Origin of the sequence: Kitasatospora sp. NPDC089913 (assembly GCF_044748625.1) — a bacterium.
GTDB lineage: Bacteria > Actinomycetota > Actinomycetes > Streptomycetales > Streptomycetaceae > Kitasatospora.
The window spans coordinates 670,033-694,774 of record NZ_JBIVGI010000001.1 but is presented as its reverse complement, the minus strand read 5'-3'; the positions used below and the strand labels follow the sequence as shown (position 1 = coordinate 694,774).

Here is a 24,742-nt window from a genome sequence, read left to right as displayed (position 1 = left end):
AGGGGGCTCGGGCGGGCCGGGCGGAGCGGCACCGGCCCGAGGTCACCGCTTCACGGGACCTCCCGAGGCGCGCATCGACTTGGTGATGGTCTTCCACTTCTTCAACCGCTCCGAGGCGAGCCGGGCGTCCGAGCGGGAGGCGATCCACTCGTTCTCCCGCTGGAGCTTGAGATAGCTGTCCATCCGGCGCTCGGGCAGCGAGCCGTCCTCCAGGGCGGCCCGCACCGCGCAGCCGGGCTCGCCGGTGTGGCGGCAGTCGTGGAAGCGGCAGCCCTCGGCCAGCTCCTCGATGTCGGCGAACGCGAGCGCCACGCCCTCGCCACCGTAGAGGCCGACCTCACGCAGGCCGGGGGTGTCGATCAGCACCCCGCCGCCGGGCAGCAGGACGAGCTCACGGGTGGTCGTGGTGTGCCGGCCCTTCTGGTCGCCCGAGCGGGCGGCCTGGACGGTCATCACATCGACCCCGGCGAGCACATTGGTGAGGGTGGACTTGCCGACGCCGGACTGGCCGAGCACCGCGGTGGTGCCGGGCGTGCAGGCGCGCAGCACGTCGATCCCCTCGCCCGTCTCGGCGCTGACCACCAGAACGGTGACGCCGGGCGCGGCGGCCTCGACGTCGGCGCGGATGAAGTCGGCGTCGTCGACCAGGTCGGCCTTGGTGAGCACGACCAGCGGCTCGGCGCCGGACTCCCAGGCGAGGGCGAGGAAGCGCTCGATCCGGCCGAGGTCCGGCTCGGCGGCGAGCGAGGCGGCGATCACCACGGTGTCGACGTTGGCGGCGAGCACCTGGCCGTCGGAGCGCTTGCCGGCGACCTTGCGGATGATCGCGGTGGAGCGCGGCAGCAGGGCCGCGACCACGGGCACGGGCAGACCGGGCGAGAGGTCGACGGCGACCCAGTCCCCGGTGCACGGGCAGTTGATCATGTCGGCGTCGCCGACCTGCCGGGTGTCGGCCCGGACGGTGCGGAGCTCGCCCGTGCCGGGGTCGACCAGGACGGCGTCGCACCGGCCCCGGTCGATCCGGACGATCCGGGCCGGGACCAGCCCGGCCTCGGCCAGCGGCGCGAACAGTTCGTCGAGCGCGCTGGTCCAGCCGTAAGCGGCCAGCGACCCGGCGGGTGCGGCGGGCTCGAGACCGTCGGCGGCGGAGAGGGCGGAGAGGGGGGAAGAAGAGGAGAACGGAACGGAGGCAGCGTTGAACAACGCAGTGGGCCCTTCGGGAGGAAAGTGGTCCCGCCGGGCTGCTGCGGCTGCGTGCGCGAAGGGCTACGTCAGCCGGCGGCCGGCAGGGAGAGGTGGATGCGGTTGCTGCCCCGGGCAGCCGTCATGGCAATCGTGGCCACGGGACTCACCTCCTGCTTTCTCTCCTCGGACGGCGCGCGACGCCGCCCGAACCGGACGCTCACACGCTAGCGGGCCCGGTCCACCCTGCCAACCGGTTTTTCACCTGCGGTTCCGTGCCCGTCCGCGGTTCCGTGCCCGTCCGCGGTTCCGTGCCCCACCAGCGGTTCCGTGCCCGTCCGCGGTTCCGTGCCCCACCAGCGGTTCCGTGCCCGTCCGCGGTTCCGTGCCCCACCCGCGGTTCCGTGCGCCCCGGAGCTCACCGCCGGTCCCACGGCGGGCTCGGCGGGCGGCTGGGCAGCGGGTACTCGGGCGGCGGCGCGGTGGGCCGGTCGCTGTCCGGCGGCGGCGGGGCCGGCCGGTGGTGCGGGCCGCCGCCGCGCGCGGTGATCCGGCCGCGGAGGTTGTCGGCCGCGAGCACGTCGGCCCACCGCTCGGGGTACTCGGAGGGCACGTCGGCGTCCTCGCCGTCCTCCTCCCAGTACTCCTCCTCGCCGCCCTCGGCGAGGCCCAGCTCGCGGGCCCGGCGGGCCCGTTCGACGGCGCGCCGGGCGGCCACCTCGCGGACCACGGCGGCCGCGGCCTCCTCGTGCGCGCGCTCGTTCTCGGCGCGGGCGTCGGCGGTCTCCAGGGTGGGCCAGCGGCGGTCTATGGCCGCGTTCATGGCGGCGCCGATGAGCACCGCGAGCGCGACCACGAAGATCCACAGCAGGACGGCCACCGGCGCGGCCAGCGAGCCGTACACCGAGTGGCCCTCGATGGAGCTGACCAGGTAGAGGCGCAGCGCGACGCTGCAGAAGACCAGTACCACCAGGGCGACCAGCGCGCCCGGGATGTCCTCGCGCCAGGGCGTGGAGACCGGCACCGCCAGGTGGTAGAGCGTCGTCAGCGAGACGATCAGCAGCAGGATCGCGAACGGCCAGTAGGCGGCGTTGATCAGTCCGCCGCTCTCCGGCACGGCGTTGGTCACCAGCCCCGGCCCGGCCATCAGCAGCGGCAGCACCAGTGAGCCGATCACCAGCGCGCCGAGGTAGAGGCCGAGCGACATCAGCCGGGTCTTGACGATGCCGCGCTTGCCGTCGAGCCCGTACATCACGGTGATGGTGTCGATGAAGATGTAGAGCGCCCGGGAGCCGGACCAGAGCGACAGCAGGAAGCCGATCGAGACGAGGTCCGGCCTGGTCTGGTCGAAGACCTGGCGCAGCAGCGGCTGGACGACCTGGGTGATGGAGGAGTCCGAGAGCACCGTGCCGGCCGCCTTGACGATGTCGGCCTTCAGCTTGTCGATGGTGCCCGCGCCGAGGAAGTCGTCGAGGTAGCCGAGCGTGCCGGCCAGGCAGAGCAGCAGCGGTGGGATGGAGAGGAGCGTGAAGAAGGCCGCCTCCGCGGCGAGTCCGGTGACCCGGTACTCGACGCAGGTGTTGGTGGTGTCCTTGACCAGCGCCCAGACGGTCGTCCGCCAGGTGGCCTGCTTGGCCGCCCGGCGGGACCCCTTGCCCCGACGACGGGAGGGGCGCTCGGGGGTCGACCGGGTCGTTTCGCCTGCTGCTTGCACAGGGCCAACGTTATCGGGCCCGGACCGGTCGGCCCCTCTCCCGGGGCACGGGCGCGACACGGGCGGCCCGCGGACGGTGCGCGAGCGGCCCGCGGGCAGTACGCGAGTGCCGCGCGGGCACTGCGCGGGTGAGGCGCGGGCGGTGCGCGAGTGCCGCGCGGGCGCGGAAAAGAAGAGGATCCGGGGCCCGGTCGGCGGGAGCGGCGGGAACGCTCCAGCATCTCGCGATCCGAAACTCTGAGGTCCAAAATACGGACGTTAGTGGACCGCGAGTCGTGCTCCGTGCGAATCTCTTGCCATGCCGAGCGCCGGAACCACCCTAGTAGGTCGACTTCACGTCGATCTCCTTCGCGTGTCCAGCGCCATCTGTCCGGTGACCTGAGCCCAACCCCGCCGCCTCCCACCGCACCCGGCGCCACCTCACCGCCATCCCCGTCGAAGCGGATGCGCAGGCGCCCGCCCGGCCGCCGCGAATGCTCTCCCGGTCCTGAGAAACCCGCAGGTCACAGCAGCTTCGCCGGTTCGAGCACGCCCCGCGACCAACCCGGCGTCAGAGCCACCTGCCCCGAAGGACTTCACCATGGCCACCACTCCCGAGACCGCCGAACCCACGGCCGAGAGCGCCCCCGCGCGCCGCACCGCCGCGGTTCGCAAGGTGACCCGTCACCGCGGCGAGGGCCAGTGGGGCATGGGCCACTACACCCCCTTGAACGCCAACGAGCAGTTCAAGAAGGACGACGACGGTCTCAATGTGCGGACACGTATTGAGACGATCTACGCCCAGCGGGGCTTCGACTCGATCGACCCGGCCGACCTGCGCGGCCGGATGCGCTGGTGGGGGCTGTACACCCAGCGCAAGGAGGGCATCGACGGCGGCAAGACCGCGATCCTCGACCCGCACGAGCTCGACGCCGAGTACTTCATGCTCCGGGTCCGGATCGACGGCGGCCGGCTGACGGTCGCCCAGCTGCGCGCGATCGCCGAGGTCTCCGAGGAGTACGGCCGCAACACCGCCGACCTGACCGACCGGCAGAACGTCCAGTACCACTGGATCCGGATCGAGGACGTCCCGGCGATCTGGCAGAAGCTGGAGGCCGTCGGCCTGTCCACCACCGAGGCCTGCGGCGACACCCCGCGCGTCATCCTCGGCTCCCCGGTGGCCGGCATCGCCGAGGACGAGATCATCGACGGCACTCCCGCCATCGACGAGATCCAGCGCCGCTTCATCGGCAACAAGGACTTCTCGAACCTGCCGCGCAAGTTCAAGTCCGCCGTCTCCGGCTCGCCGCTCCTGGACGTCGCGCACGAGATCAACGACATCGCCTTCGTCGGCGTGGTCCACCCCGAGCACGGCCCCGGCTTCGACCTCTGGGTCGGCGGCGGCCTGTCCACCAACCCCAAGCTCGGCGTCCGGCTCGGCGCCTGGGTCCCGCTCGACGAGGTCGCCGACGTCTACGGCGGCGTCATCGGCATCTTCCGCGACTACGGCTACCGCCGGCTGCGCAACCGCGCCCGGCTGAAGTTCCTGGTCGCCGACTGGGGCACCGAGAAGTTCCGCCAGGTGCTGGAGGACGAGTACCTCAAGTACAAGCTGGTCGACGGCCCCGCCCCGGCGGAGCCCAGCGGCCGCTGGCGCGACCACGTCGGCGTGCACCGGCAGAAGGACGGCCGCTACTACGTCGGCTTCGCGCCCCGGGTCGGCCGGGTCGACGGCAAGCTGCTCGGGCAGATCGCCGACCTCGCCGAGGCCCACGGCAGCGACCGGCTGCGCACCACCGCCGAGCAGAAGATGATCGTGCTCGACATCCCCGAGGACCGGGTCGAGTCCCTGGTGGCCGGCCTGGAGGCGCTGGACCTGCGGGTCACCCCCTCGCCGTTCCGCCGCGGCACCATGGCCTGCACCGGCATCGAGTACTGCAAGCTCGCCATCGTCGAGACCAAGGAGCGCGGCCGCACGCTCATCGACGAGCTGGAGCAGCGGCTGCCCGAGTTCGCCGAGCCGCTGACCATCAACATCAACGGCTGCCCGAACGCCTGCGCCCGCATCCAGGTCGCGGACATCGGTCTCAAGGGCCAGCTGGTGACGGACGAGCAGGGCAACCAGGTCGAGGGCTACCAGGTGCACCTGGGCGGCGCGCTCGGACTGGAGGCCGGCTTCGGCCGCAAGGTCCGCGGCCTCAAGGTCACCAAGGACGGCCTGCCCGACTACGTCGAGCGCGTCCTGACCCGGTACCAGGAGGACCGCACCGAGGGCGAGCGCTTCGCCCAGTGGGCGGCCCGCGCCAGCGAGGAGCAGCTGTCGTGAGTGAGCGCGCCGCCCCCTTCTTCTGCCCCTACTGCGGGGACGAGGACCTGCGTCCGTCCGAGGCCGGGCACGGCGCCTGGGAATGCCACGGGTGCCGCCGGGCCTTCCAGTTGAAGTTCCTCGGCCTGCTGTCACCGAGCAATGGGGGTAACCGGAGTGACCGGCACGACGACTGACTTCGAGGAGCTGGCCACCAGGGCCGGCCGCGAGCTGGAGCAGGCCGAGCCGCAGGAGATCCTGCGCTGGGCCGCCAACACCTTCGGGAAGCGCTTCTGCGTCACCTCCTCGATGGAGGACGCGGTCGTCGCCCACCTGGCCTCCTCGGTGTTCCCCGGGGTGGACGTGGTGTTCCTGGACACCGGCTACCACTTCCCGGAGACCATCGGCACCCGGGACGCGGTGGCCGCGACCATGCCGGTCAACGTCATCACGCTCACCCCGGCGCTGACCGTGGCCGAGCAGGACGCCGCGTACGGGCCGGAGCTGCACGACCGCGACCCGGACCGGTGCTGCGCGCTGCGGAAGGTCGAGCCGCTCAACCGCGGCCTCGGCGGCTACGACGCCTGGGCCACCGGACTGCGCCGCGACGAGTCGCCGACCCGCGCGAACACCCCGGTGGTCTCCTGGGACCCCAGGCGTGGCAAGGTCAAGATCGCCCCGATCGCCCGCTGGACGCAGGAGGACGTGGACGCCTACGTCAACGCCAACGGCGTGCTGCTCAACCCGCTGCTGTGGGAGGGCTACACCTCGATCGGCTGCTCGCCGCTCTCCTGCACCCGCAAGCCGGGCGAGGGCGAGGACGCCAGGTCGGGCCGCTGGTCCGGCTCCGGCAAGACCGAGTGCGGCATCCACCTCTAGACCCGGTCCCCGCGGACCTCCGCGGACCACCACCGATCACCGTCGACCCCCCGTTCTAAGGACTTCCACCGTGACCACAGCCGACACCCCGGCCGCCGCCGGAGCCGCGGAGGCGGCCCCCGCGGCCGGTCCCTGCGAGCGCGGCGCCACTGTGTGGCTGACCGGGCTCCCGAGCGCGGGCAAGACCACGCTGGCCTTCGCCCTGGCCGGGCGGCTGCGCGCCGAGGGCCACAAGGTCGAGGTCCTGGACGGCGACGAGATCCGCGAGTTCCTCTCCAAGGGACTCGGCTTCAGCCGCGAGGACCGCCACACCAACGTCACCCGGATCGGCTTCGTCGCCGAGAAGCTCGCCGCCAACGGCGTCAAGGTGCTCGCCCCGGTGATCGCCCCGTTCGCGGACTCCCGCGCGGCGGTCCGCGAACGGCACACCGCCAACGGCACCGCGTTCCTGGAGATCCACGTCGCCACCCCGGTCGAGCTCTGCGCCGAGCGCGACGTCAAGGGGCTGTACGCGAAGCAGGCGGCCGGCGAGATCTCCGGCCTGACCGGCGTCGACGACCCGTACGAGGCCCCCGAGAACCCGGAGCTGCGGCTGCAGACCCAGGGCCACGAGGTGGCCGACTCCGCCGCCGAACTGCACGTCTTCCTGACCGAGAGGGGCCTGGCATGACCACCGCGACGGACAGCCTGCTCCGCGCCGAGGACCCCGAGCGCAATTCGGGGGCGCCCTTCGCGCTGTCCCACCTGGACGCGCTGGAGGCCGAGTCGGTGCACATCTTCCGCGAGGTCGCGGGGGAGTTCGAGCGCCCGGTGATCCTCTTCTCCGGCGGCAAGGACTCCATCGTCATGCTGCACCTGGCGCTCAAGGCCTTCCGGCCCGCCGCGATCCCGTTCTCGCTGCTGCACGTCGACACCGGCCACAACTTCCCCGAGGTCATCGACTACCGGGACCGGGTGGCCGCCGAGCACAACCTGCGCCTGCACGTCGCCTCGGTACAGGACTTCATCGACGACGGCCGGCTGCGCGAGCGTCCGGACGGCACCCGCAACCCGCTGCAGACCGTCCCGCTGCTCGACGCCATCGAGAAGGGCCGCTTCGACGCCGTCTTCGGCGGCGGCCGCCGCGACGAGGAGAAGGCCCGCGCCAAGGAGCGCGTCTTCTCCCTGCGCGACGAGTTCGGCGCCTGGGACCCGCGCCGCCAGCGCCCCGAGCTGTGGTCGCTCTACAACGGCCGGCACGCCGTCGGCGAACACGTGCGCGTCTTCCCGCTCTCCAACTGGACCGAACTGGACGTCTGGCAGTACATCGAGCGCGAGTCCATCGAACTCCCGGAGATCTACTACGCCCACGAGCGCGACGTCTTCGCCCGCGGCGGCATGTGGCTGACCGCCGGCGAATGGGGCGGCCCCAGGGACGACGAGCCCGTCGAGCGGCGGCTGATCCGCTACCGCACCGTCGGCGACATGTCCTGCACCGGCGCCGTCGACTCCGACGCAGCCACCATCCGGGCCGTCATCGCCGAGATCGCCGCCAGCCGCCTCACCGAGCGCGGCGCCACCCGGGCCGACGACAAGCTCTCCGAGGCCGCGATGGAAGACCGCAAGCGCGAGGGATACTTCTAATGAGCACCACCCAGACCGGCACGACCCCGACCGGCACCGCCACCTCGCTGCTGCGCTTCGCCACCGCCGGCTCCGTCGACGACGGAAAGTCCACCCTGGTCGGCCGACTGCTGCACGACTCCAAGTCCGTGCTCGCCGACCAGCTGGAGGCCGTCGAACGCGCCTCCCTCAGCCGCGGCCAGGAGGCACCCGACCTGGCGCTGCTCACCGACGGCCTGCGCGCCGAGCGCGAGCAGGGCATCACCATCGACGTCGCCTACCGCTACTTCGCCACCCCCCGGCGGCGGTTCATCCTCGCCGACACCCCCGGGCACGTGCAGTACACCCGCAACATGGTCACCGGCGCCTCCACCGCCGAACTGGCCGTCGTCCTGGTCGACGCCCGCAACGGCGTCGTCGAGCAGACCCGCCGGCACGCCGCCGTCGCCGCCCTGCTGCGCGTCCCGCACGTCGTCCTCGCCGTCAACAAGATGGACCTGGTCGACTACGCGGAGCCGGTCTTCGCCGCCATCGCCGCCGAGTTCACCGCCTACGCCGCCTCCCTCGGCATCGGCGACGTGCTCGCCGTCCCGATCTCCGCACTCGCCGGCGACAACGTCGTCGAACCCTCCGCGCACATGGACTGGTACGGCGGCCCGACCCTGCTGGAACACCTGGAGACGGTCCCCGTCGGCAGCGACCCGAGCGCCGAACCGACCCGCTTCCCGGTCCAGTACGTGATCCGCCCGCAGACCGAGGAACACCCCGACTACCGCGGCTACGCGGGCCAGCTCGCCTCCGGCGTGCTGCGGGTCGGCGACCCGGTCACCGTGCTGCCCTCCGGCCACACCACCACCGTCACCGGCATCGACGTACTCGGCCGCACCACCGACATCGCCTGGTCCCCCCAGTCGGTCACCGTGCGCCTGGCCCACGACATCGACATCTCCCGCGGCGACCTCATCGCGGCCGGCCCGGCCCCCGTCCCCACCAAGGACATCGAGGCCACCGTCAGCCACCTCAACGAGCGTCCCCTGCGCGCCGGCGACAAGGTGCTGCTCAAGCACACCACCCGCACGGTCCGGGCGCTGGTCAAGGAGATCACCTACCGGATCGACATCGACACCCTCGAGCGGCGCTCCGGCGCCGACGGCCTGAACGTCAACGACATCGGCCACGTGGTGCTGCGCACCGCCGAGCCACTGGCCCTCGACGACTACACCGACAACCGCCGGACCGGCTCGTTCCTCCTGATCGACCCGGCCGACGGCACCACCCTCACCGCCGGCATGGCGGGCGAGGCCTTCGCAACCGCCGGCAGCGCCGGCACCGACGACAGCGAACCCGACGAGGAGGACTGGGTCTGATGCCCAGCGAGGCGTTCTCGGGCATGGACAAGGAAGGCGGCCGCATCGGCAGCGGCGTCCTCGGCAGCGGCCAGGGCGGCCTGACGCGATGTGCGGGCCGACAGGGCTGAGAAGCGCCCTGTCACCGGGCCGCCGCCCCGACCGCAGGCCGGCCCGGCTTGCCCGGCACCCCGCACGGTGCCGCAAGCACAACCTTGACCGAACTTCCGCCCCGAGACCGCTTCCTGACGGTCCGTCCGCGAACAGGACTCACCATGGCACCGAACCAGGCACTGTCGCACGGCCACGACCCGCATCCGACCGTTCGCCCCCGCGCCGGCCGGATCAGACGCTCCGCAGTGACCGTCGTGGCCGGCCTCACCGCCGTCGCACTGCTCTCCGCGTGCAGCTACGGCTCCAAGAACGACGACAAGAAGACCAACACCGCCGCCCCCGCCGCCGATTCCGCCTCCAGCGGGGCCGCGGCCAAGCTCTCCGCGGACACCGTGCGGATCGGCTACTTCGCCAACCTCACCCACGGCACCCCGCTGGTCGGCCTCCAGGACGGCATATTCCAGAAGGAGCTGGGCGCCACCCAGATCAAGACCCAGGTCTTCAACGCAGGCCCGGCCGAGATCGAGGCGCTCAACGCCGGCTCCATCGACATCGGCTGGATCGGCCCCTCCCCGGCGATCAACGGCTTCACCAAGTCCGAGGGCAAGTCGCTGAAGATCATCGGCGGTTCGGCCTCCGGCGGCGTCAAGCTGGTCGCCAACCCGGACAAGGTCGCCTCGCTGGACGACCTCAAGGGCAAGAAGATCGCCACCCCGCAGCTGGGCAACACCCAGGACGTGGCGCTGCTCAACTACCTGGCCGGCAAGGGCTTCAAGGTCGACGCCCAGTCCGGCGCCGGCGACGTCAGCGTGGTCCGCTCCGACAACAAGGTCACCCCGGACGCCTACAAGCAGGGCTCCATCGACGCCGCCTGGGTGCCCGAGCCGACCGCATCCAAGCTGGTCACCCTCGGCGCCAAGGTCCTCCTCAACGAGAAGGACATCTGGCCGGACAAGAAGTTCGTGATCACCAACATCATCGTCTCGCAGAAGTTCCTCACCGAGCACCCCGACGTGGTCGAGGCCGTGCTGCGCGGCTCGGTGACCACCAACGCCTACATCAAGGCCAACCCGGACAAGGCCAAGGCCACCGCCAACGAGGCGATCAAGAAGGAGGCCGGCAACGCGCTGGAGCCGGCCATCCTCGACCCGGCCTGGGCCGACATCGACTTCCTGGACGACCCGCTGGCCGCCACCCTGCAGACCGAGGCGGACAACGCGGTCACCGCGGGCCTGCTCAAGAAGCCGAACCTGAACGGCATCTACGACCTCTCCCTGCTCAACAAGGTGCTGAAGGAGAAGGGGCAGAGCCCCGTCGCGGACGCCGGCCTCGGCGCCAAGTAGCGCCCGCCGTACCGCAGTACCGCGCCCGAACCCCGAGGTCCGGCCCCCGCCCGTCCGTACGGAACCCCGCTCGATGCCCCGAGCACGGTCGGGCGGGGCCCGGCCCCCGGCCCCGCTCCCTCGTCGCCAGATGCCAGACCACACCACGCAGGAGGTGCCCGGAATGAGCCCGGCACTGACCACCTCGAACGACGCCGGCGGCGTCGGCACCCTCGACGGTGCCCCCGCCGTCCGGATCTCGAACGTGCACAAGACCTTCGGCCGCCCCGGCGCGCAGACCCACGTCCTGGACGACATCACCCTCGACGTCGCCCCGGGCGAGTTCGTCACGCTGCTCGGCGCCTCGGGCTGCGGCAAGTCCACCCTGCTCAACCTGGTCGCCGGCCTCGACAAGCCCACCGCGGGCAGCATCGAGGTCCCCGGCGGACGCCCCGCGCTGATGTTCCAGGAGCACGCGCTCTTCCCCTGGCTCACCGCCGGCAAGAACATCGAACTCGCCCTCAAGCTCGCCGGCGTGCCCCGCGCCGACCGCCGTCCCGAGGCCGAGCGCCTGCTCGAACTCGTCCGCCTCCAGGGCTCCTACGGCAAGCGGGTGCACGAGCTCTCCGGCGGCATGCGCCAGCGCGTCGCGATGGCCCGCGCCCTCGCCCAGGGCAGCCAGGTGCTGCTGATGGACGAGCCGTTCGCCGCCCTCGACGCCATCACCCGCGACGTCCTGCACAACGAGATCACCCGGATCTGGGCCGAGCAGAAGCTGTCCGTCCTCTTCGTCACCCACAACGTGCGGGAGGCCGTCCGGCTCGCCCAGCGCGTGGTGCTGCTCTCCTCCCGCCCCGGGCGGGTCGCCCGCGAGTGGACGATCGACCTCCCGCAGCCCCGCCGGATCGAGTCCGCCGGCGTGGCGGACCTGTCCATCGAGATCACCGAAGAACTGCGTGGGGAGATCCGCCGCCATGGCCAGCACTGACACCACCACCAAGGCCGGATCGGGCCACGGCGGTACGGTCGCCGACTTCGCCGGCGTCGAGGCCGGACTGGACGCGCTCGACGCGGTCGTCACCCAGCGCAACTCCACCGCCGAAACGCTGCGGCAGAAGGTCCTGCCGCCGCTGCTCGGCGTCCTCCTGGTGCTGGCCCTCTGGCAGGGCGCCTACAGCCTGCACGTCACCTCCGCCTACAAGCTCCCCAGCCCGCTCGACGTCTGGCACGCCGCCGAGGACCTCTGGTACCAGGGCACGCTGTTCTCGATCATCTGGACCAGCGTCTGGCGCGGCCTGTCCGGCTTCGTGGTCGCCCTGCTCATCGGCACCCCGATCGGCCTGCTCGTCTCCCGGGTCAGGCCGGTGCGCGCCGCGGTCGGCCCGGTGCTCTCCGGCCTCCAGTCGCTGCCCTCGGTCGCCTGGGTTCCCGCCGCGGTCATCTGGCTCGGCATCAACGACTCGATGATGTACGCCGTCATCCTGCTCGGCGCCGTCCCCTCGATCGCCAACGGCCTGGTCGCCGGCATCGACCAGGTGCCGCCGCTGTTCCTGCGGGCCGGCCGCACCATCGGCGCCACCGGCCTCGCCGGGGCACGGCACATCCTGCTGCCGGCCGCGCTGCCCGGCTACCTCGCCGGACTCAAGCAGGGCTGGGCCTTCTCCTGGCGCTCGCTGATGGCCGCCGAACTCGTCGCCTCCTCCCCCGACCTGGGCCTCGGCCTCGGCCGGTTCCTGGAGAACCAGCGCGAGTTCTCCGACATGGCGGGCGTCCTGCTCGGCATCATCCTGATCCTGTTCGTCGGCATCGCCATCGAACTGCTGGTCTTCACCCCGGTCGAGCGCCGGGTCCTGCGCAACCGCGGCCTGCTGGCCGCCGTCAAGTGAGGCCCCCCGCATGACCGAACGACGGCTGTCCGCCGCCCCCGCCACCCCGGTGGCGGCGGGCGGCCCCGCCCTGCTCCTGATCGCCCACGGCAGCCGCGACCCCCGGCACGCCGCCGCGGTGGCCGCCCTGGTCCCGCTGCTGCACCGGCTGCGCCCCCACCTGGACGTCGCCACCGCCTACCTGGACCACTGCGCACCGCGCATCCCGCAGGTGGTGGAGCGGCTCGACGGCGCCGCGATCGCCGTCCCGCTGCTGCTCAACCGGGCCTTCCACGCCAAGCACGACATCCCCGCCGCCCTCCGCACGGCCGGCGCCGACCTGCCGCTCGCGGACGTCCTCGGGCCGTCACCCCTGCTGCTCGCCGCCCTCGACCGCCGGCTCGCCGAGGCCGCGCCGGAGCTCGCCTCCCCCGCCGCCCGCGCCCGCACCGGCGTCGTGCTCGCCGCCGCCGGCTCCTCCGACCCGGCCGCCGACGCCGTCACCAGGGCGGTCGCCGCCGAATGGCGCCGCACCCGCGGCTGGGCCGCCGTCGAGGTCGCCTACGCCTCCGCCGGCGGGCCCCGCGTCCCGGACGCCGTCGCCGCCCTGCGCCGCGCCCCGGCCGTCGAACGGGTCGCCATCTCCCCCTACCTGCTCGCCCCCGGCCTGCTCCCCGACCGCATCGCCCAGGCCGCCACCGAGGCCGCCGCCGACGTGCTGGCCGACGTGCTCGCCCCCACCCCGGAGCTCGCCCGCCTCCTCCTCACCCGCTACGACGAGGCCCACGCGGCGACCCGCATCACGATCCGCACGCCCACCCGCACTCCCCGAGCCCTCACGGCTTGAAGAGCCCCGCCCCCGGCACGGTCGGCAGTATCGTGAGGGCATGAGCGTCGCCCACGACCACTACCCCGAGCTCCATGACCTCATCGACCGGCTGGACCCGAAACAGGCCGAGGAGGTCCGCCGACACGCCCTCCGCCTGGTGGGCGAGGACGAGGCTCCACCGCGTCATCGGCTGAGCTTCACGGGAATAGGAGTGAGCGCCAACCCCGACCTGGGCTCGGAGGCGAAGCGCATCATCCGCTCCGAACTGCGGGGAGTCGACGAGTGATCCTGGTCGACACCGGCCCCTTGGTGGCCACTCTGGCCGCCACCGACGCCAACCACGCCCGATGTGTACGGTTCTTCGACAGCTACTCCGGCGACCTCCTGGTCACCCCGTACGTGGTCACCGAGGTCTGCTACATCGTCGAACGCGATATGGGCAGCAAGGCCGAGGCCGCCTTCCTCCGTGCCGTCGCAGCCGGTGAGCTCCGACAGGTCGAGACCGTCGACAGTGATCTCCTCCGGATGGCCGAACTCGTCGAGATCTACGCCGACTTCCCGCTCGGCGCCACGGATGCCTCGGTGATCGCCGTCGCCGAGAGGCTCGGCCTGACAGAGATCGCCACTCTGGACCGTCGTCACTTCAGTGTCGTCCGCCCGCTCCACACCTCGGCCTTCCACCTCCTGCCGGACTGACGGAACCACCCGTCCCCGACGCAAGGTGGGCCCGGTCACTGCGCCCCCGCCCCCAGGTGCACCGTGATCAGGCCGGCCGTGATCAGGCCGAGGCCGGCGAAGGTGGTCGGGGACGGGACCTCGTGGCGGACGGCGAGGGCGGTCAGGACGGTGCCGACGGTGCCGATGCCGGTGAAGACCGCGTAGCCGGTGCCGACCGGGAGGTCCCGCATCGCGCGGGAGAGCAGGAACACCGCGACCAGCATCAGCACGAGGCACAGCAGGCTCTGCGGGAGGCGGGTGAATCCGCGGGTCGGTTCGATCGACTGCGCCCAGGCGACCTCCACCACCCCCGCGAGCAGGAGCCAGAGCCACGGCACGGCGCTCAGTCCTCCCTCGGGATGCGGTAGCCGACCAGCTTGGTGCCCAGCTCGCCGGCCCGGTACAGCGCGTCGGCCACCGATTCGCGGTGCTGGGCGGTCCGGCCGGCGAGGGCCGGGTCGACCAGGGAGTTGACGAGCTCGGCGGCGATCACCTCGGTGTCCTCGACCGCGTAGTGGCCGCGGAAGAAGTCGGTCAGGTAGCGGCCGTTGTGGTCGTAGGGCTCGCGCGGGGTGCCCGGGCCGTAGGCGCCGCCGCGGGCGGCGACCACCACGAACTTGCGCGGGGCGAGCACCATCCGGGGGAAGGTGACCTGGTCGATCCAGGCCTTGAGCGCGGACGGGATGCCGAAGTTGTACATCGGCGCGCCGACCAGGACGGCGTCGGCGGCGACGAGTTCGTCCAGCAGCGGCCGGACGACCGCCCAGGCTTCGCGCTCCTGATCCGTGCGGACCGCCTCGGCGTAGCGGGCGATGTCGGTGATCTCCTCGCGCTGGAGGGTGTCGCAGATGGTGGTCCAGCCCTCGCGGATCGGCGGGACGGGGTCGGCGGCGAGGTCGCGGTGGGTGACCTCGCCCCCGCCGGCGCGCCAGGCGTCGGCGAAGGCGGCGCCGAGGCGGCGGGTGAAGGAATCGGTGCGCGCGCTGCTGTCGAGGTGCAGGAGGTGGGACACGGTGAACCCCCGGGGCGGTCTGGGCGGGACGGTACCGCCGACGCAAGCGGACACGGCGTCCACTTGTCGGCGCACCCAACGATAAAGGGAAGCGGACAGAGTGTCCACTTCCCTTGGGTGCACCTTCGCTCTACCGTTGCTCCTCATGACGACCGAGCCGACCGAGCTCCCCCTGGCCGACGGCCCGCCGCCGCGCGAGCGGGCCGACGCCGCCCGCAACCGGGCCAAGGTGCTGGCCGCCGCCGAGCGGCTCTTCGCCGACGGCGACCCGGCCGCCGTCACCATGGACGACATCGCCCGGGCCGCCGGCATCGGCCGCGGCACGCTCTACCGCCGCTACCCCGACCGCGCCTCGATCGCCCGCGCCCTGCTCGACGAGCACGAACGCGCCCTCCAGGAGAAGCTGCTGCGCGGCGCGCCCCCGCTCGGCCCCGGCGACCCGGGCGCCGGGGGCGACCCCGCCCCGGCCGACCGGCTGGCCGCCTTCTACGCCGCGATGGTCGAACTGCTGGAGACCCACGTCCACCTGGTGCTCGGTGCCGAGACCGGCGAGGCCCGCTACCGGACCGGCGCCCACGCGTTCTGGCGGCTGCACGTCTCCCACCTGGTGCGCGAGGCCGGCCGGCCGGACCCGGAGGTCCTGGCCGACCAGCTGCTCGCGCCGCTCGCCCCGGAGCTGTTCCGCCACCAGCGCGCGGCCGGCGTCACCCCCGAGCGGATCACGGCCGGCCTCGCCGCCCTGGCCCACGGCGTGCTGGGCCGGGGCTGAGCGAGGCCGGGAGGCTCAGGCCGGCAGGTGCCAGACCTGGTTGGCGTAGCCGTTGCAGTCCCAGATGAGCAACTGGTTGCCGTTGCTGGTGGAGAACTGGTAGTCGTCCAGGCAGCGGCCGGACTGCGGGTTGTACAGCGAGCCGTCCGCCCGCGCCTGCCACTGCTGGGCGCCGGTGCCGTTGCAGTCGTAGATCTGCACCGGGGTGCCCAGGGCGGTGTTGCCGCCCTTGACGTCAAGGCACTTGCCGAGCGCGCGGACGGTGCCGTCGGCGCCGATCCGCCACTGCTGGCCGGCGGTGCCGAGGCAGTCCCAGATCTGCACCGGCGTGCCGTTGGCCTGGTTCTGGCCCCGGACGTCGACGCACTTGTCGCCGTACCCGGTGATCCGGCCGGTCGGACCGGCCGGCGGCCTGGGTCCGAGGACGACCTGGGCGGAGTACGGCATCCCGCCCTGGATGCAGGACGCGCCCAGGGTTCCGTCACCGGCGGTCGTGGGGCTCCAGAGCGGCTTCATGGCCGGGAAGCCGTTCTCCCAGGCCTGGCACCAGCCCCCGATGCTCCAGGTCTGGTTCGGGTCGAGACCGGTACAGGTCCCGGTGGCCCCGAAGGCCACATAGCTGATCGAGCAGTTCTCGGCGGCCACGGCGTCCGCGACCGGCGCGGGCGGGGTGGCCCGCGGAGCGCTGCTCCCCGCCGCGTGGGCGACGGGCGCGGTGAGCGCGGCGGCGCCCGCGAGCAGGGCGGTGGCGAACAGGGCGGCGACTCGGCGCACGGTGATGCTCCCGGGGGGTGAGGAGGAGAGGGACGGTTCAGTGCCGAACAGCGATCAGGCCGGCAGGTGCCAGACCTGGTTGGCGGCGCCGTTGCAGTCCCAGATGCCGAGCTGGTTGCCGTTCGTGGTGGAGAAGCCCAGGTCGTCCAGGCAGCGGCCGGACTGCGGGTTGAGCAGGGAACCGTCGGGCCGGGCCTGCCACTGCTGGGCACCGGTGCCGTTGCAGTCGTAGATCTGCACCAGGGTGCCCTGGCCGGTCCGGCCGCCCTGCACGTCCAGGCACTTGCCGAGGGCGCGGACCGTCCCGTCCGCCGCCACCTTCCACTGCTGGCCGGCGGCGCCGGTGCAGTCCCAGATCTGGACCGGGGTGCTGTTGCCGTTGCTGCCGCCGCGCACGTCCACGCACTTGTCCGCGTACCCGGTGATCCGGCCGGTCGGCCCGGCCGGGGGCGTGGGGCCGAACACGATCTGGACGAAGGCCACCGTCCCGCCCATGACGCAGGACGCGCCGACCGTGCCGTCACCGACGGCCGTCGGCCCGAAGAGCGGCTTCGTGACCGGGAAACCGTTCTCCCAGGCCTGGCACCAGCCGCCGACGCTCCAGGTCTGGTTCGGGTCGAGGCCGGTACAGGTCCCGGTGGCGCCGTAGACCAAGCCGGTAATGGAACAGTTCTGCGCGGCCGCGGCGTTCGCGACCGGTGCGGGCGGGGTGGCCTGCGGGGCGGTGCTCCCCGCCGCGTGGGCGGCGGGCGCGGTGAGCGCGGCGGCCCCGGCGAGCAGGGCGGTGGCGAACAGGGCGGCGGTACGGCGCACGGGGAAGCTCCTGGGAGGTCGCGGGGGCGGGGGGAACGACACGGGTCAGGCGGGGACGTGCCACACCTGGTTGGCGGCACCGTTGCAGTCCCAGATGCCGAGCTGGTTGCCGTTCTCCGTGGAGAAGCCCAGGTCGTCCAGGCAGCGGCCGGAGGCCGGGTTGAGGATCGAGCCGTCCGCGCGGACCTGCCACTGCTGGGCACCGGTCCCGTTGCAGGTGTACAGCTGGACCTTGGTGCCGTTGCCCGTGGCCGCGCCCGTGACGTCGAGGCACTTGTTGAAGGCACGGACGGTGCCGTCCACGGCGATCTTCCACTGCTGGGCGTTGGTGCCGTTGCAGTCGTAGATCTGCACCGGCGTGCGGTCGGCACTGCTGGCGCCCTTCACGTCCACGCACTTGTCGGCGTAGCCGGTGATCGGGCCGACCGGACCGGCGGGCTGGGTGGGGAGGCGGCCGGCGTAGACGATGTGCGGGAAGCTCAGGGTGTCGTTGATCCCGCAGGAGGCGACCGAGGTGCCGTCACCGAACACCAGGCCGCCGATGGCGGTGCGGTAGAACGGCACGGTGTGGTCGACGTTCCAGGACTGGCAGGTGGCGGTGACGTACCAGCCCTGGAGCGGGTCGCTGCCGTTGCAGACGCCGTAGGCGTTCCAGGCGCCGGTGTAGGCGTAGCAGTTCCCCGCGGCCGGGGCGGCGGTGGCGGGCGAGGCGAGGGCGGCGGCCCCGCCCAGCAGGAGGGCGGAGCCGAGGAGCGCGGCGGTACGACGCATCAGGAAGGTCCTTCCGAAGACGATGAACCGGTCTGCCCGCCGGCCGGGAACCGTGATGACGGTGTACCGGTTGTGCGGGACGCGTGAAGCCTCGGGGGGATGCGTGCCCACGGTCAACAACGGGGGGAGATGATCACGCCAACGATCCGTCCACGGACGGGCACCGGTACGAACGGACGTGCGGAAGCGACGGCAGGCCGGGGCCCCGGACGATCCGTCCGGAAACCACCGGCCCGCCGCCGCACGCACGCGCGGGCGCCGGGGTCAGGCGGGGACGTGCCAGATCTGGTTCTCCAGGCCGTTGCAGTCCCAGATACCGAGCTGGTTGCCGTCGGTGGTGGAGAAGCCGAGGTTGTCCAGGCAGCGGCCGGAGGCCGGGTTGAGGATCGAGCCGTCCGCGCGGACCCGCCACTGCTGGGCGCCGGTGCGGTTGCACGTGTACAGCTGCACCTTGGTGCCGTTCGTCGTCCCGGCGGCGGCCACGTCCAGGCACTTGTTCAGGGCGCGGATCGTCCCGTCCTCGGCGATCTTCCACTGCTGGGCGGCGGTGCCGTTGCAGGCGAAGATCTGCACGGGTGTGCGGTCGGCCGAGGTGCCGTTCTTCACGTCCACACACTTGCCCGCGTAGCCGCTGATCGGCCCGACCGGGCCGTTGGGGACGAGCTCCCCGTAGTAGATGAAGGGGCTCACGATGTCTTCGGTGAGGCCGCAGGGGGCGTAGGCGGTGCCGTCGCCGAGCATCAGGGCACTGGCGGTCGGACGGCTGCGGCGAACGTGGTTGTAGTCCCAGTAGTCGCAGCTGGCCATGACCGCCCAGCTCTGTCGCGGGTCGATCCCGGAACAGGTCCCCGCGGCATTGTTGATCGCCGGGACGACATAGGCCTGGCAGCCGGCAGCCGCCGGGGCCGCGGCGGCCGGGGCGGCGAGCGGGACGGAGAACGAGGCGGCCGCGCCGAGCACGGCGGCGGCGGTCAGGAGCACGGAGGTGCGGCGCATCGGAAGGTCCTTCCGGAGACGGGGCGGCGGCCGCCCGGCCCTTCGGGTGCGGGGCCGGAGCGGCGGGCACGAGAGCCACCGGAGAGCGTCCCGGTGACGCGTGCACACGGTCAACCGGGCGGGGGTGACTATCCGCCACCCCGGCCACGCCGCGGCCTGGCCCGGCCGCGGACCCGGTCAGGAGGGAACGACGCGCCACCGCTGGTTGGCACCGCCGACGCAGTCCCAGAGGATCAGCTGGACGCCGTCCCGGCCCGTGGCCCGCGGGACGTCGAGGCAGAGGTCGGTCCAGGGGTTGCGGATCGTGCCGTCCGCCCGGAACTCCCACTGTTCCTCCAGCGTGCCGAGGCACTGGGAGAACACCACCGGGGTCTCGCGCCGCCAGCGGCCGGGTTCGGGCATCATGCAGTACCCGCGGTGCTGGAGCGTCCCGCCGACCGCGACCTTGACGACCTGGTCCGCGGCGCCCCGGCAGGGGTAGTAGAGCGCGAGGAGGAAGCGGGCGACCGAGTCGTTCCGCACCGTCAGGCACTTGTCGAGGTAGCCGACGAACGCCCCTTGGACGAACGGCCCCGGCAGGTCGCCGGCGGTGACCGCCGACGGCGCCCCGGAGGACGGCGGGGCCGCCCCGGCGGCGGTCGGGGCGGCCAGGGTGACGGCCGGGGCGGCCAGGGTGGCGGCTGCGGCCAGCAGCAGAGCGGCGAGCGGCACGGCGGTTCGGCGCACGGGAACTCCCTTTCCGGGTTCGCCGCCGAGGCCAACCGTGCGCCAGGGCGGTCGAGTTGACGGCCCACCGGTCTGCCGGGCCCGCCGGTCAGCCTTCGGGGTCGGCCGTGTGCCGTCAATGCGGATCCACGGAGTTCCCCCCAGGGGGGTATACGCCGACGGCCCGGCTCCCCCGCGTGGGGGGAGCCGGGCCGTCGGACGTCGGGTCGGTCAGTCGCCCTGGCGGCGCTGGCGGCCGGTGCCGTAGTTGGAGCCGGACTTGGAGCCGCTGCCCGGCTTCGCCCGCCCGGAGGAGCGGCCGATGAAGCCGGCCGCCTGGCGCGACGCGCCGCCGCCCTGACCGCCGCCGGCCGCGGCGCCGGTGCGCTGCTTGGGCCGGGGCCGGCGCGGGTTGCCGTTCATGTCGACGTCGGTCGGCAGCCCGGAGCGCTTGCCGGAGCGCCGGCGCGGGGCGGAGGTCTTCCCGGCGCCCCCGCCCTCGCCGCCGGCGGCCTGGGCCGGCGCGGCCGGCGCGGGCACGGCCACGGTGACCGGCACACCGCTCGGGGTGCGGGCACCGGTGATCCGGGTGAGCTCGACGTCGCCCGGGCGGATCTTCGTGGTGGTGGGACGGATCCCGGCCACCGTCATCAGCCGGCTGACCTCGCGCCGCTGGTCCGGCAGGACGAGCGTGACGACGGTGCCGGACTCGCCGGCCCGGGCGGTGCGGCCGCCGCGGTGCAGGTAGTCCTTGTGGTCGATCGGCGGGTCGACGTTGACGACCAGGTCGAGGCCGTCGATGTGGATGCCGCGGGCGGCGACGTTGGTGGCGATCAGCGCGGTGACGTGGCCGTCGCGGAACTGGTCGAGCACCCGGTTGCGCTGCGGCTGGGACTTGCCGCCGTGCAGGGCGGCCGCCTTCACGCCGTTGGCCAGCAGCTGCTTGGCGAGCCGGTCCGCGCCGTGCTTGGTGTGCACGAACATGATCACGCGCCCGTCGCGGGAGGCGATGTGGGCGGTGGTGGACGCCTTGTCCGCCGGGTCCAGCTGGAGCAGGTGGTGGTCCATGGTGGTGACCGCACCGGCCGACGGGTCCACCGAGTGGGTCACCGGGTCGTTCAGGAAGCGCTTGACCAGCCGGTCGACGTTGCGGTCCAGGGTGGCGGAGAAGAGCATCCGCTGCCCGCCCTCGGCGACCTGCTCCAGCAGCTTGGTGACCTGCGGCAGGAAGCCCATGTCGGCCATCTGGTCGGCCTCGTCGAGCACGGTGATCGCGACGTCGGAGAGGTTGACGTCGCCGCGCCCGATCAGGTCGTCCAGTCGGCCGGGGGTGGCGACCAGGACCTCGGCGCCGCGGCGCACCGCGTTGGCCTGCCGGGTGATCGACATGCCGCCGACGACGGTGGCGATCCGCAGGTTGACGGCGGTGGCGTACGGGGTGAGGGCCTCGGTGACCTGCTGGGCCAGCTCGCGGGTGGGCGTCAGCACCAGCGCCAGCGGGTGCCGGGCGTCGGCCCGGCGGCCGGCGGTGCGCGCGAGCAGCGACAGGCCGAAGGCCAGCGTCTTGCCGGAGCCGGTGCGGCCCCGGCCGAGCACGTCGCGCCCGGCGATCGAGTCGGGGAGGGTGGCGGCCTGGATCGGGAACGGCTCGGTGACGCCCTGGCGGGTCAGCGCGCTCAGGATGCCCTTGGGGAGCTCCAGCTCGGCGAAGCTCGCCGCCGGCGGGCGGGCCGGGGTGCCCTCGACCACGGTGAATTCGGCGGGCTCGGCGACCCGGGGGGCGTTGCGGCGCGGGGGCCGGGAGGAGGCGCCGGTGCGCGGGGCACCGGTACGCGGGGCGCCGCCGGTGCGGGGGGCGCCGGTGCGGGGCTTGCGGGAACGACCGCCGTCGCGGTGCGGCTGGGCAGGGGTGGTCACGGGATCTCCGTCCAGAGCGTGACAGCCCCGGGTGAGGGGCTGGTCCGGCCGTCGGAAAGGAGTTCGCCGCCCCGGCCGTTCGGCGGCATGGGCGAGGGCCCGCACCGTGCGGTGCGGGCCCTCGCTACGCGAAATCGCGCGTCAGCGGAGGCTGACGTCAGCCGATGACGCGGATGTTCTCGGCCTGCGGGCCCTTCTGGCCCTGGGTGACGTCGAACTCGACCTTCTGGCCCTCGAGCAGCTCACGGAAACCCTGAGCCGTGATGTTCGAGTAGTGGGCGAACACGTCCGGGCCGCCAGTCTCCTGCTCGATGAAGCCGAAGCCCTTTTCGCTGTTGAACCACTTCACGGTGCCGGTAGCCATAACCGTCTCCTCTAACTGGGGCATCGGAGCCCACACCTCGTGGACCCCAAGTAGCCGCGATCCCCATCCGGAGGCTGAAACACCGGACAAAACAAATGCGCCTGTTGGTTGGTACCAGCAGGCGCACACATACGTTCATGGGAACCAAAACTGCAACTGAGTCGACTCTAGCACGTCCGCACCCCGATTGACCGGGGAGTTTCTGCCGCGCAGATCACGTTTGCCGGATCGGCGGAACGGGCAAACGGCGCCCGCCGTGAGGCGGGCGCCGTTTGCCTGATTGTCTGACCAGCGGTCTCTGGCGACCGGCGGAACGGGCGGTCAGCGCCGTCCGGCCGACTCCGGCAGACCGTGGGCGCTGTGCGCGCCCGCCGGCGGAACGGCCGCGCCGTGGTCACCGGTGGCGTCGCCACCGTGACCGGGCCACCAGGCCGCCTTGCCGACCAGCGCGGTGAGCGCCGGAGTGAAGAACATCGCCATCACGAAGGCCGCCAGCGCGATGCCGAAGGCCATGCCGAAGCCGAACTCCAGCATGAAGATGTTGCCCGCGAGCATGAATGTCGCGAACGACACCGCCAGGATGAAGCCGGCCGCCGCGACGGTCGGGCCGCCGTGGCGCACCGCCTCGCGGGCCGCCTCGCGCGGGCTGCGGCCCGCCCGGGCCTCCTCGCGCAGTCGGGCGATGATCAGGATGTTGTAGTCGGTACCGATCGCGACCACGAAGAGGTAGATCAGGATCGGCAGCATGAACATCATGCCGTGCTCGCCCTTGATGTTCTGGAACAGCAGGGTCGAGGAGCCGAGGGTGGCGGTGAAGCCGAGGCCCACCGAGGCCATCAGGTACCAGGGGGCGACCACGCTGCGCAGCTGGAGGGCCAGGATCAGCAGGATCAGCAGACCCGCGATCGGGAACACCAGCTTGTAGTCGTGGCTCATCGCCAGGTTGATGTCCTTGTAGATCGCGGTGATGCCGCCGACCTTGGCATCGGTCCCGGACGGCGCCTGGGCGTGGGCGACCTCGCGCAGTTCGGTGACCGTGTCGATCGCGTCGTTGCTGGACGGCTCGTGCTTGAGCAGCACGGTGAAGTCCGCCGTCGCGCCGTCCTTGCTGAGCTGCGGCGTCGCGGGCGCGTCGGCGACGCCGGGGACGGCGCCGAGCTTGGCGGCGTAACCGGCGAACGCGCCCTGGTCGAGCTTCGCGCCGCCGTCGGCCGTCAGGTAGACGTGCGTCGGGTCCGCGGCACCGGCCGAGAAGCCGTTGACCAGCTTGTCCTGGACGACCATCGACTCCGCGGTCTTGGGCATGGAGCTGCCCGCGAGGTCGAAGGTGCCGTTGTAGTTGAGGGCGCCGGCGGTCAGGGCCAGCAGCACACCGCCGGAGGCGACGGCCACCAGGGCCGGCCGCTTCTCGACCACGCGGCCGAGCGCGGCGAACCGGGCGTCGCTCGGCTCGTGCATCCACTTCTTGCCGGGCCAGAACACGCCGCGGGCCGGGATGACCGTGAGCACGGCCGGGGCCAGGGTGAGCGAGGCGAAGGCGGTGACGACGACCGCGATGGCCAGCGCCGGGCCGAGCGCCTTGAACATGCCGAGGCTGGAGAGGACCAGCACCGCGAAGGCGACGGTGACCGCGCCGGCCGCGGAGGCGATCGCCTCGCCGACCCGGGAGACGGCGTTGACCACGGCCTCCTGCCGGGTGTCGCCCGCCCGCAGCCGCTCGCGGTAGCGGAAGGCGAGGAACAGGAAGTAGTCGGTACCGACACCGAGCACGACGACGATGAGGATCGCCGACAGCACCGGGGTGGACTTCAGGTCGAAGGCCTTGGTGGCGTAGGCGATCAGACCGTTCGCGGTCGGCATCGCGATCATCAGCGAGAGCAGCACCGGCAGGAGGCCGGCCAGCACGCTGCGGAAGATCAGACCGACGATGATCGCGACCAGGACGACACTGCTGATGCCGATGACGGCATCGGCCGCGCCGGAGGACTCCTGCTGGTCCAGCTGCTGGGCGGCCTGGCCGCCGAGCTGGTACTTCAGCGCGGTGCCCTCGGCGAGCTTCTTGCCCTCGGTACGGATCTCCTTGGCGACCTCGCCGAACTTCTCCGAGTTCTGGGTGGTCTTGTCGATCGCGATCGGCGCCAGCGCGTACTTGCCGTCCTTGGAGGTCGTCTGGTCACTGACCGGGACGATCTGCTCGACGTGCTCGATCTTCTTGTCGGTGAGGCCCTGGACGATCTTCGCCGCGGCGGCCTTGTCCTCCGCCGTCAGCGGGGCGCCGTCGTTGCGCTCGAACAGCGCGAGCGCGGAGGGCGTGAAGCTCGACGGGAACGCCTTCTCCTGCAACTGCGCGGCCTGGATGGACTCGTAGTGCTTGGGGAGGAACGCGGCCTCGTCGGTCTGGGCCGTGATCTTCGGGGCCGAGACGGCGATGGCGATCATCGCGACGACCCACGCCGCGATCACCCACCAGGCGCGACGGACGACAAAATGTCCTAGTCGGTGGAACATGCTCGTGATGCCTCCTGGGCATGGTTCACCGCAGCCCTTGGGGGACGGGACGTCGGGCGACGGATCGGATCGGCCCGACTTGTGCGGGGCACAGGTCTAGCCGGTCGGCAGGTAAGTACTCGGAGGGGCTCATCCTACGGTCACTTGCTAGCCGACCGGCAAGCAGTTTTCCCCGTGACCCGATGCCGCAGTCCGACCCCCTCGGGGACGCCGCGAAGTGTCCCCGAGCCATTTTCGCGTGCGGAGGACCGGCTTGACC

The 24,742-nt window shown here is 72.4% G+C and carries 26 protein-coding genes; 14 read left to right on the top strand and 12 right to left on the bottom strand.

Annotated features, from left to right (window positions below):
• Positions 1-42: 42 nt before the first annotated feature.
• Together rsgA and ACIPYS_RS03110 are read right to left on the bottom strand one after the other, a co-directional pair.
• A complete protein-coding gene (gene rsgA / locus ACIPYS_RS03115) occupies positions 43-1,203 on the bottom strand; it encodes a ribosome small subunit-dependent GTPase A (protein ID WP_400742331.1) in 1,161 nt (386 codons plus the stop codon).
• Between the two features lie 397 nt (positions 1,204-1,600).
• The gene (locus ACIPYS_RS03110; RefSeq protein WP_231977831.1) at positions 1,601-2,896 is read right to left on the bottom strand and encodes a YihY/virulence factor BrkB family protein; all 1,296 of its coding nucleotides are present in this window, start codon (positions 2,894-2,896) and stop codon (positions 1,601-1,603) included.
• Between the two features lie 298 nt (positions 2,897-3,194).
• On the opposite strand from ACIPYS_RS03110, the gene ACIPYS_RS03105 reads away from it, so the two are divergent.
• From ACIPYS_RS03105 to ACIPYS_RS03045, 13 genes are all read left to right on the top strand, one after another.
• On the top strand, positions 3,195-3,278 hold the full coding sequence (locus ACIPYS_RS03105; RefSeq protein ID WP_310593185.1) for a putative leader peptide: 84 nt from the start codon (positions 3,195-3,197) through the stop codon (positions 3,276-3,278).
• A 198-nt stretch (positions 3,279-3,476) separates the two neighbouring features.
• Positions 3,477-5,201: a nitrite/sulfite reductase gene (locus ACIPYS_RS03100; protein ID WP_093862510.1), complete on the top strand. Its 1,725-nt coding sequence runs from the start codon at positions 3,477-3,479 to the stop codon at positions 5,199-5,201.
• The gene (locus ACIPYS_RS03095) at positions 5,198-5,377 is read left to right on the top strand and encodes a hypothetical protein (protein WP_030391290.1); all 180 of its coding nucleotides are present in this window, start codon (positions 5,198-5,200) and stop codon (positions 5,375-5,377) included. Before ACIPYS_RS03100 ends, ACIPYS_RS03095 begins: the two co-directional genes overlap by 4 nt.
• On the top strand, positions 5,358-6,059 hold the full coding sequence (locus tag ACIPYS_RS03090; protein WP_400742326.1) for a phosphoadenylyl-sulfate reductase: 702 nt from the start codon (positions 5,358-5,360) through the stop codon (positions 6,057-6,059). The genes ACIPYS_RS03095 and ACIPYS_RS03090 overlap by 20 nt, the downstream gene beginning before the upstream one ends.
• Before the next feature lie 70 nt (positions 6,060-6,129).
• Entirely contained in the window at positions 6,130-6,729 is a 600-nt protein-coding gene (cysC, locus tag ACIPYS_RS03085) for an adenylyl-sulfate kinase (protein ID WP_400742324.1), read from the top strand.
• Positions 6,726-7,682: a sulfate adenylyltransferase subunit CysD gene (gene cysD / locus ACIPYS_RS03080; protein ID WP_400742321.1), complete on the top strand. Its 957-nt coding sequence runs from the start codon at positions 6,726-6,728 to the stop codon at positions 7,680-7,682. The genes cysC and cysD overlap by 4 nt, the downstream gene beginning before the upstream one ends.
• Positions 7,682-9,028, top strand: a complete 1,347-nt coding sequence (locus ACIPYS_RS03075) for a sulfate adenylyltransferase subunit 1 (protein ID WP_400742317.1) — start codon at positions 7,682-7,684, stop codon at positions 9,026-9,028. Before cysD ends, ACIPYS_RS03075 begins: the two co-directional genes overlap by 1 nt.
• Before the next feature lie 254 nt (positions 9,029-9,282).
• Positions 9,283-10,464, top strand: coding sequence for an aliphatic sulfonate ABC transporter substrate-binding protein (locus ACIPYS_RS03070; RefSeq protein ID WP_400742314.1), 1,182 nt, complete (start codon positions 9,283-9,285; stop codon positions 10,462-10,464).
• 163 nt (positions 10,465-10,627) lie between these two features.
• Positions 10,628-11,431: an ABC transporter ATP-binding protein gene (locus ACIPYS_RS03065; protein ID WP_093862505.1), complete on the top strand. Its 804-nt coding sequence runs from the start codon at positions 10,628-10,630 to the stop codon at positions 11,429-11,431.
• Positions 11,418-12,329, top strand: coding sequence for an ABC transporter permease (locus tag ACIPYS_RS03060; RefSeq protein ID WP_093862504.1), 912 nt, complete (start codon positions 11,418-11,420; stop codon positions 12,327-12,329). Before ACIPYS_RS03065 ends, ACIPYS_RS03060 begins: the two co-directional genes overlap by 14 nt.
• Before the next feature lie 10 nt (positions 12,330-12,339).
• Positions 12,340-13,155 (top strand): sirohydrochlorin chelatase, encoded by an 816-nt coding sequence (locus ACIPYS_RS03055; RefSeq protein ID WP_400742309.1) that lies wholly within the window; start codon positions 12,340-12,342, stop codon positions 13,153-13,155.
• Between the two features lie 40 nt (positions 13,156-13,195).
• Positions 13,196-13,423, top strand: a complete 228-nt coding sequence (locus ACIPYS_RS03050; RefSeq protein ID WP_159425026.1) for a hypothetical protein — start codon at positions 13,196-13,198, stop codon at positions 13,421-13,423.
• Entirely contained in the window at positions 13,420-13,833 is a 414-nt protein-coding gene (locus ACIPYS_RS03045; RefSeq protein WP_400742305.1) for a type II toxin-antitoxin system VapC family toxin, read from the top strand. The genes ACIPYS_RS03050 and ACIPYS_RS03045 overlap by 4 nt, the downstream gene beginning before the upstream one ends.
• Positions 13,834-13,868: 35 nt before the next feature.
• Here ACIPYS_RS03045 and ACIPYS_RS03040 read toward each other — a convergent pair whose 3' ends face one another.
• Together ACIPYS_RS03040 and ACIPYS_RS03035 are read right to left on the bottom strand one after the other, a co-directional pair.
• Positions 13,869-14,192, bottom strand: a complete 324-nt coding sequence (locus ACIPYS_RS03040) for a DMT family transporter (protein ID WP_400742302.1) — start codon at positions 14,190-14,192, stop codon at positions 13,869-13,871.
• 5 nt (positions 14,193-14,197) lie between these two features.
• Entirely contained in the window at positions 14,198-14,866 is a 669-nt protein-coding gene (locus tag ACIPYS_RS03035; RefSeq protein ID WP_400742299.1) for an FMN-dependent NADH-azoreductase, read from the bottom strand.
• A 145-nt stretch (positions 14,867-15,011) separates the two neighbouring features.
• Between ACIPYS_RS03035 and ACIPYS_RS03030 the strand changes: the two genes are divergently transcribed.
• Positions 15,012-15,635, top strand: a complete 624-nt coding sequence (locus ACIPYS_RS03030) for a TetR/AcrR family transcriptional regulator (protein ID WP_400742296.1) — start codon at positions 15,012-15,014, stop codon at positions 15,633-15,635.
• A gap of 15 nt (positions 15,636-15,650) precedes the next feature.
• On the opposite strand, the gene ACIPYS_RS03025 is transcribed toward ACIPYS_RS03030, so the two are convergent.
• The 8 genes from ACIPYS_RS03025 to ACIPYS_RS02990 all read right to left on the bottom strand — a co-directional run bounded on the left by ACIPYS_RS03025 (position 15,651) and on the right by ACIPYS_RS02990 (position 24,483).
• A complete protein-coding gene (locus ACIPYS_RS03025; protein ID WP_231977829.1) occupies positions 15,651-16,409 on the bottom strand; it encodes a ricin-type beta-trefoil lectin domain protein in 759 nt (252 codons plus the stop codon).
• A gap of 54 nt (positions 16,410-16,463) precedes the next feature.
• On the bottom strand, positions 16,464-17,222 hold the full coding sequence (locus ACIPYS_RS03020; RefSeq protein ID WP_400742292.1) for a ricin-type beta-trefoil lectin domain protein: 759 nt from the start codon (positions 17,220-17,222) through the stop codon (positions 16,464-16,466).
• 45 nt (positions 17,223-17,267) lie between these two features.
• A complete protein-coding gene (locus tag ACIPYS_RS03015; protein WP_093865196.1) occupies positions 17,268-17,993 on the bottom strand; it encodes a ricin-type beta-trefoil lectin domain protein in 726 nt (241 codons plus the stop codon).
• A 264-nt stretch (positions 17,994-18,257) separates the two neighbouring features.
• Positions 18,258-18,989 carry a ricin-type beta-trefoil lectin domain protein gene (locus tag ACIPYS_RS03010; RefSeq protein WP_093862497.1) on the bottom strand — a complete coding sequence of 244 codons (732 nt, stop codon included), beginning with the start codon at positions 18,987-18,989 and terminating at the stop codon, positions 18,258-18,260.
• A gap of 177 nt (positions 18,990-19,166) precedes the next feature.
• A complete protein-coding gene (locus ACIPYS_RS03005; protein WP_400742287.1) occupies positions 19,167-19,715 on the bottom strand; it encodes an RICIN domain-containing protein in 549 nt (182 codons plus the stop codon).
• A gap of 210 nt (positions 19,716-19,925) precedes the next feature.
• On the bottom strand, positions 19,926-21,611 hold the full coding sequence (locus ACIPYS_RS03000; protein ID WP_093862495.1) for a DEAD/DEAH box helicase: 1,686 nt from the start codon (positions 21,609-21,611) through the stop codon (positions 19,926-19,928).
• A 157-nt stretch (positions 21,612-21,768) separates the two neighbouring features.
• On the bottom strand, positions 21,769-21,975 hold the full coding sequence (locus ACIPYS_RS02995) for a cold-shock protein (protein ID WP_030391310.1): 207 nt from the start codon (positions 21,973-21,975) through the stop codon (positions 21,769-21,771).
• 321 nt (positions 21,976-22,296) lie between these two features.
• On the bottom strand, positions 22,297-24,483 hold the full coding sequence (locus tag ACIPYS_RS02990) for an MMPL family transporter (RefSeq protein ID WP_093862494.1): 2,187 nt from the start codon (positions 24,481-24,483) through the stop codon (positions 22,297-22,299).
• Positions 24,484-24,742: the final 259 nt, after the last annotated feature.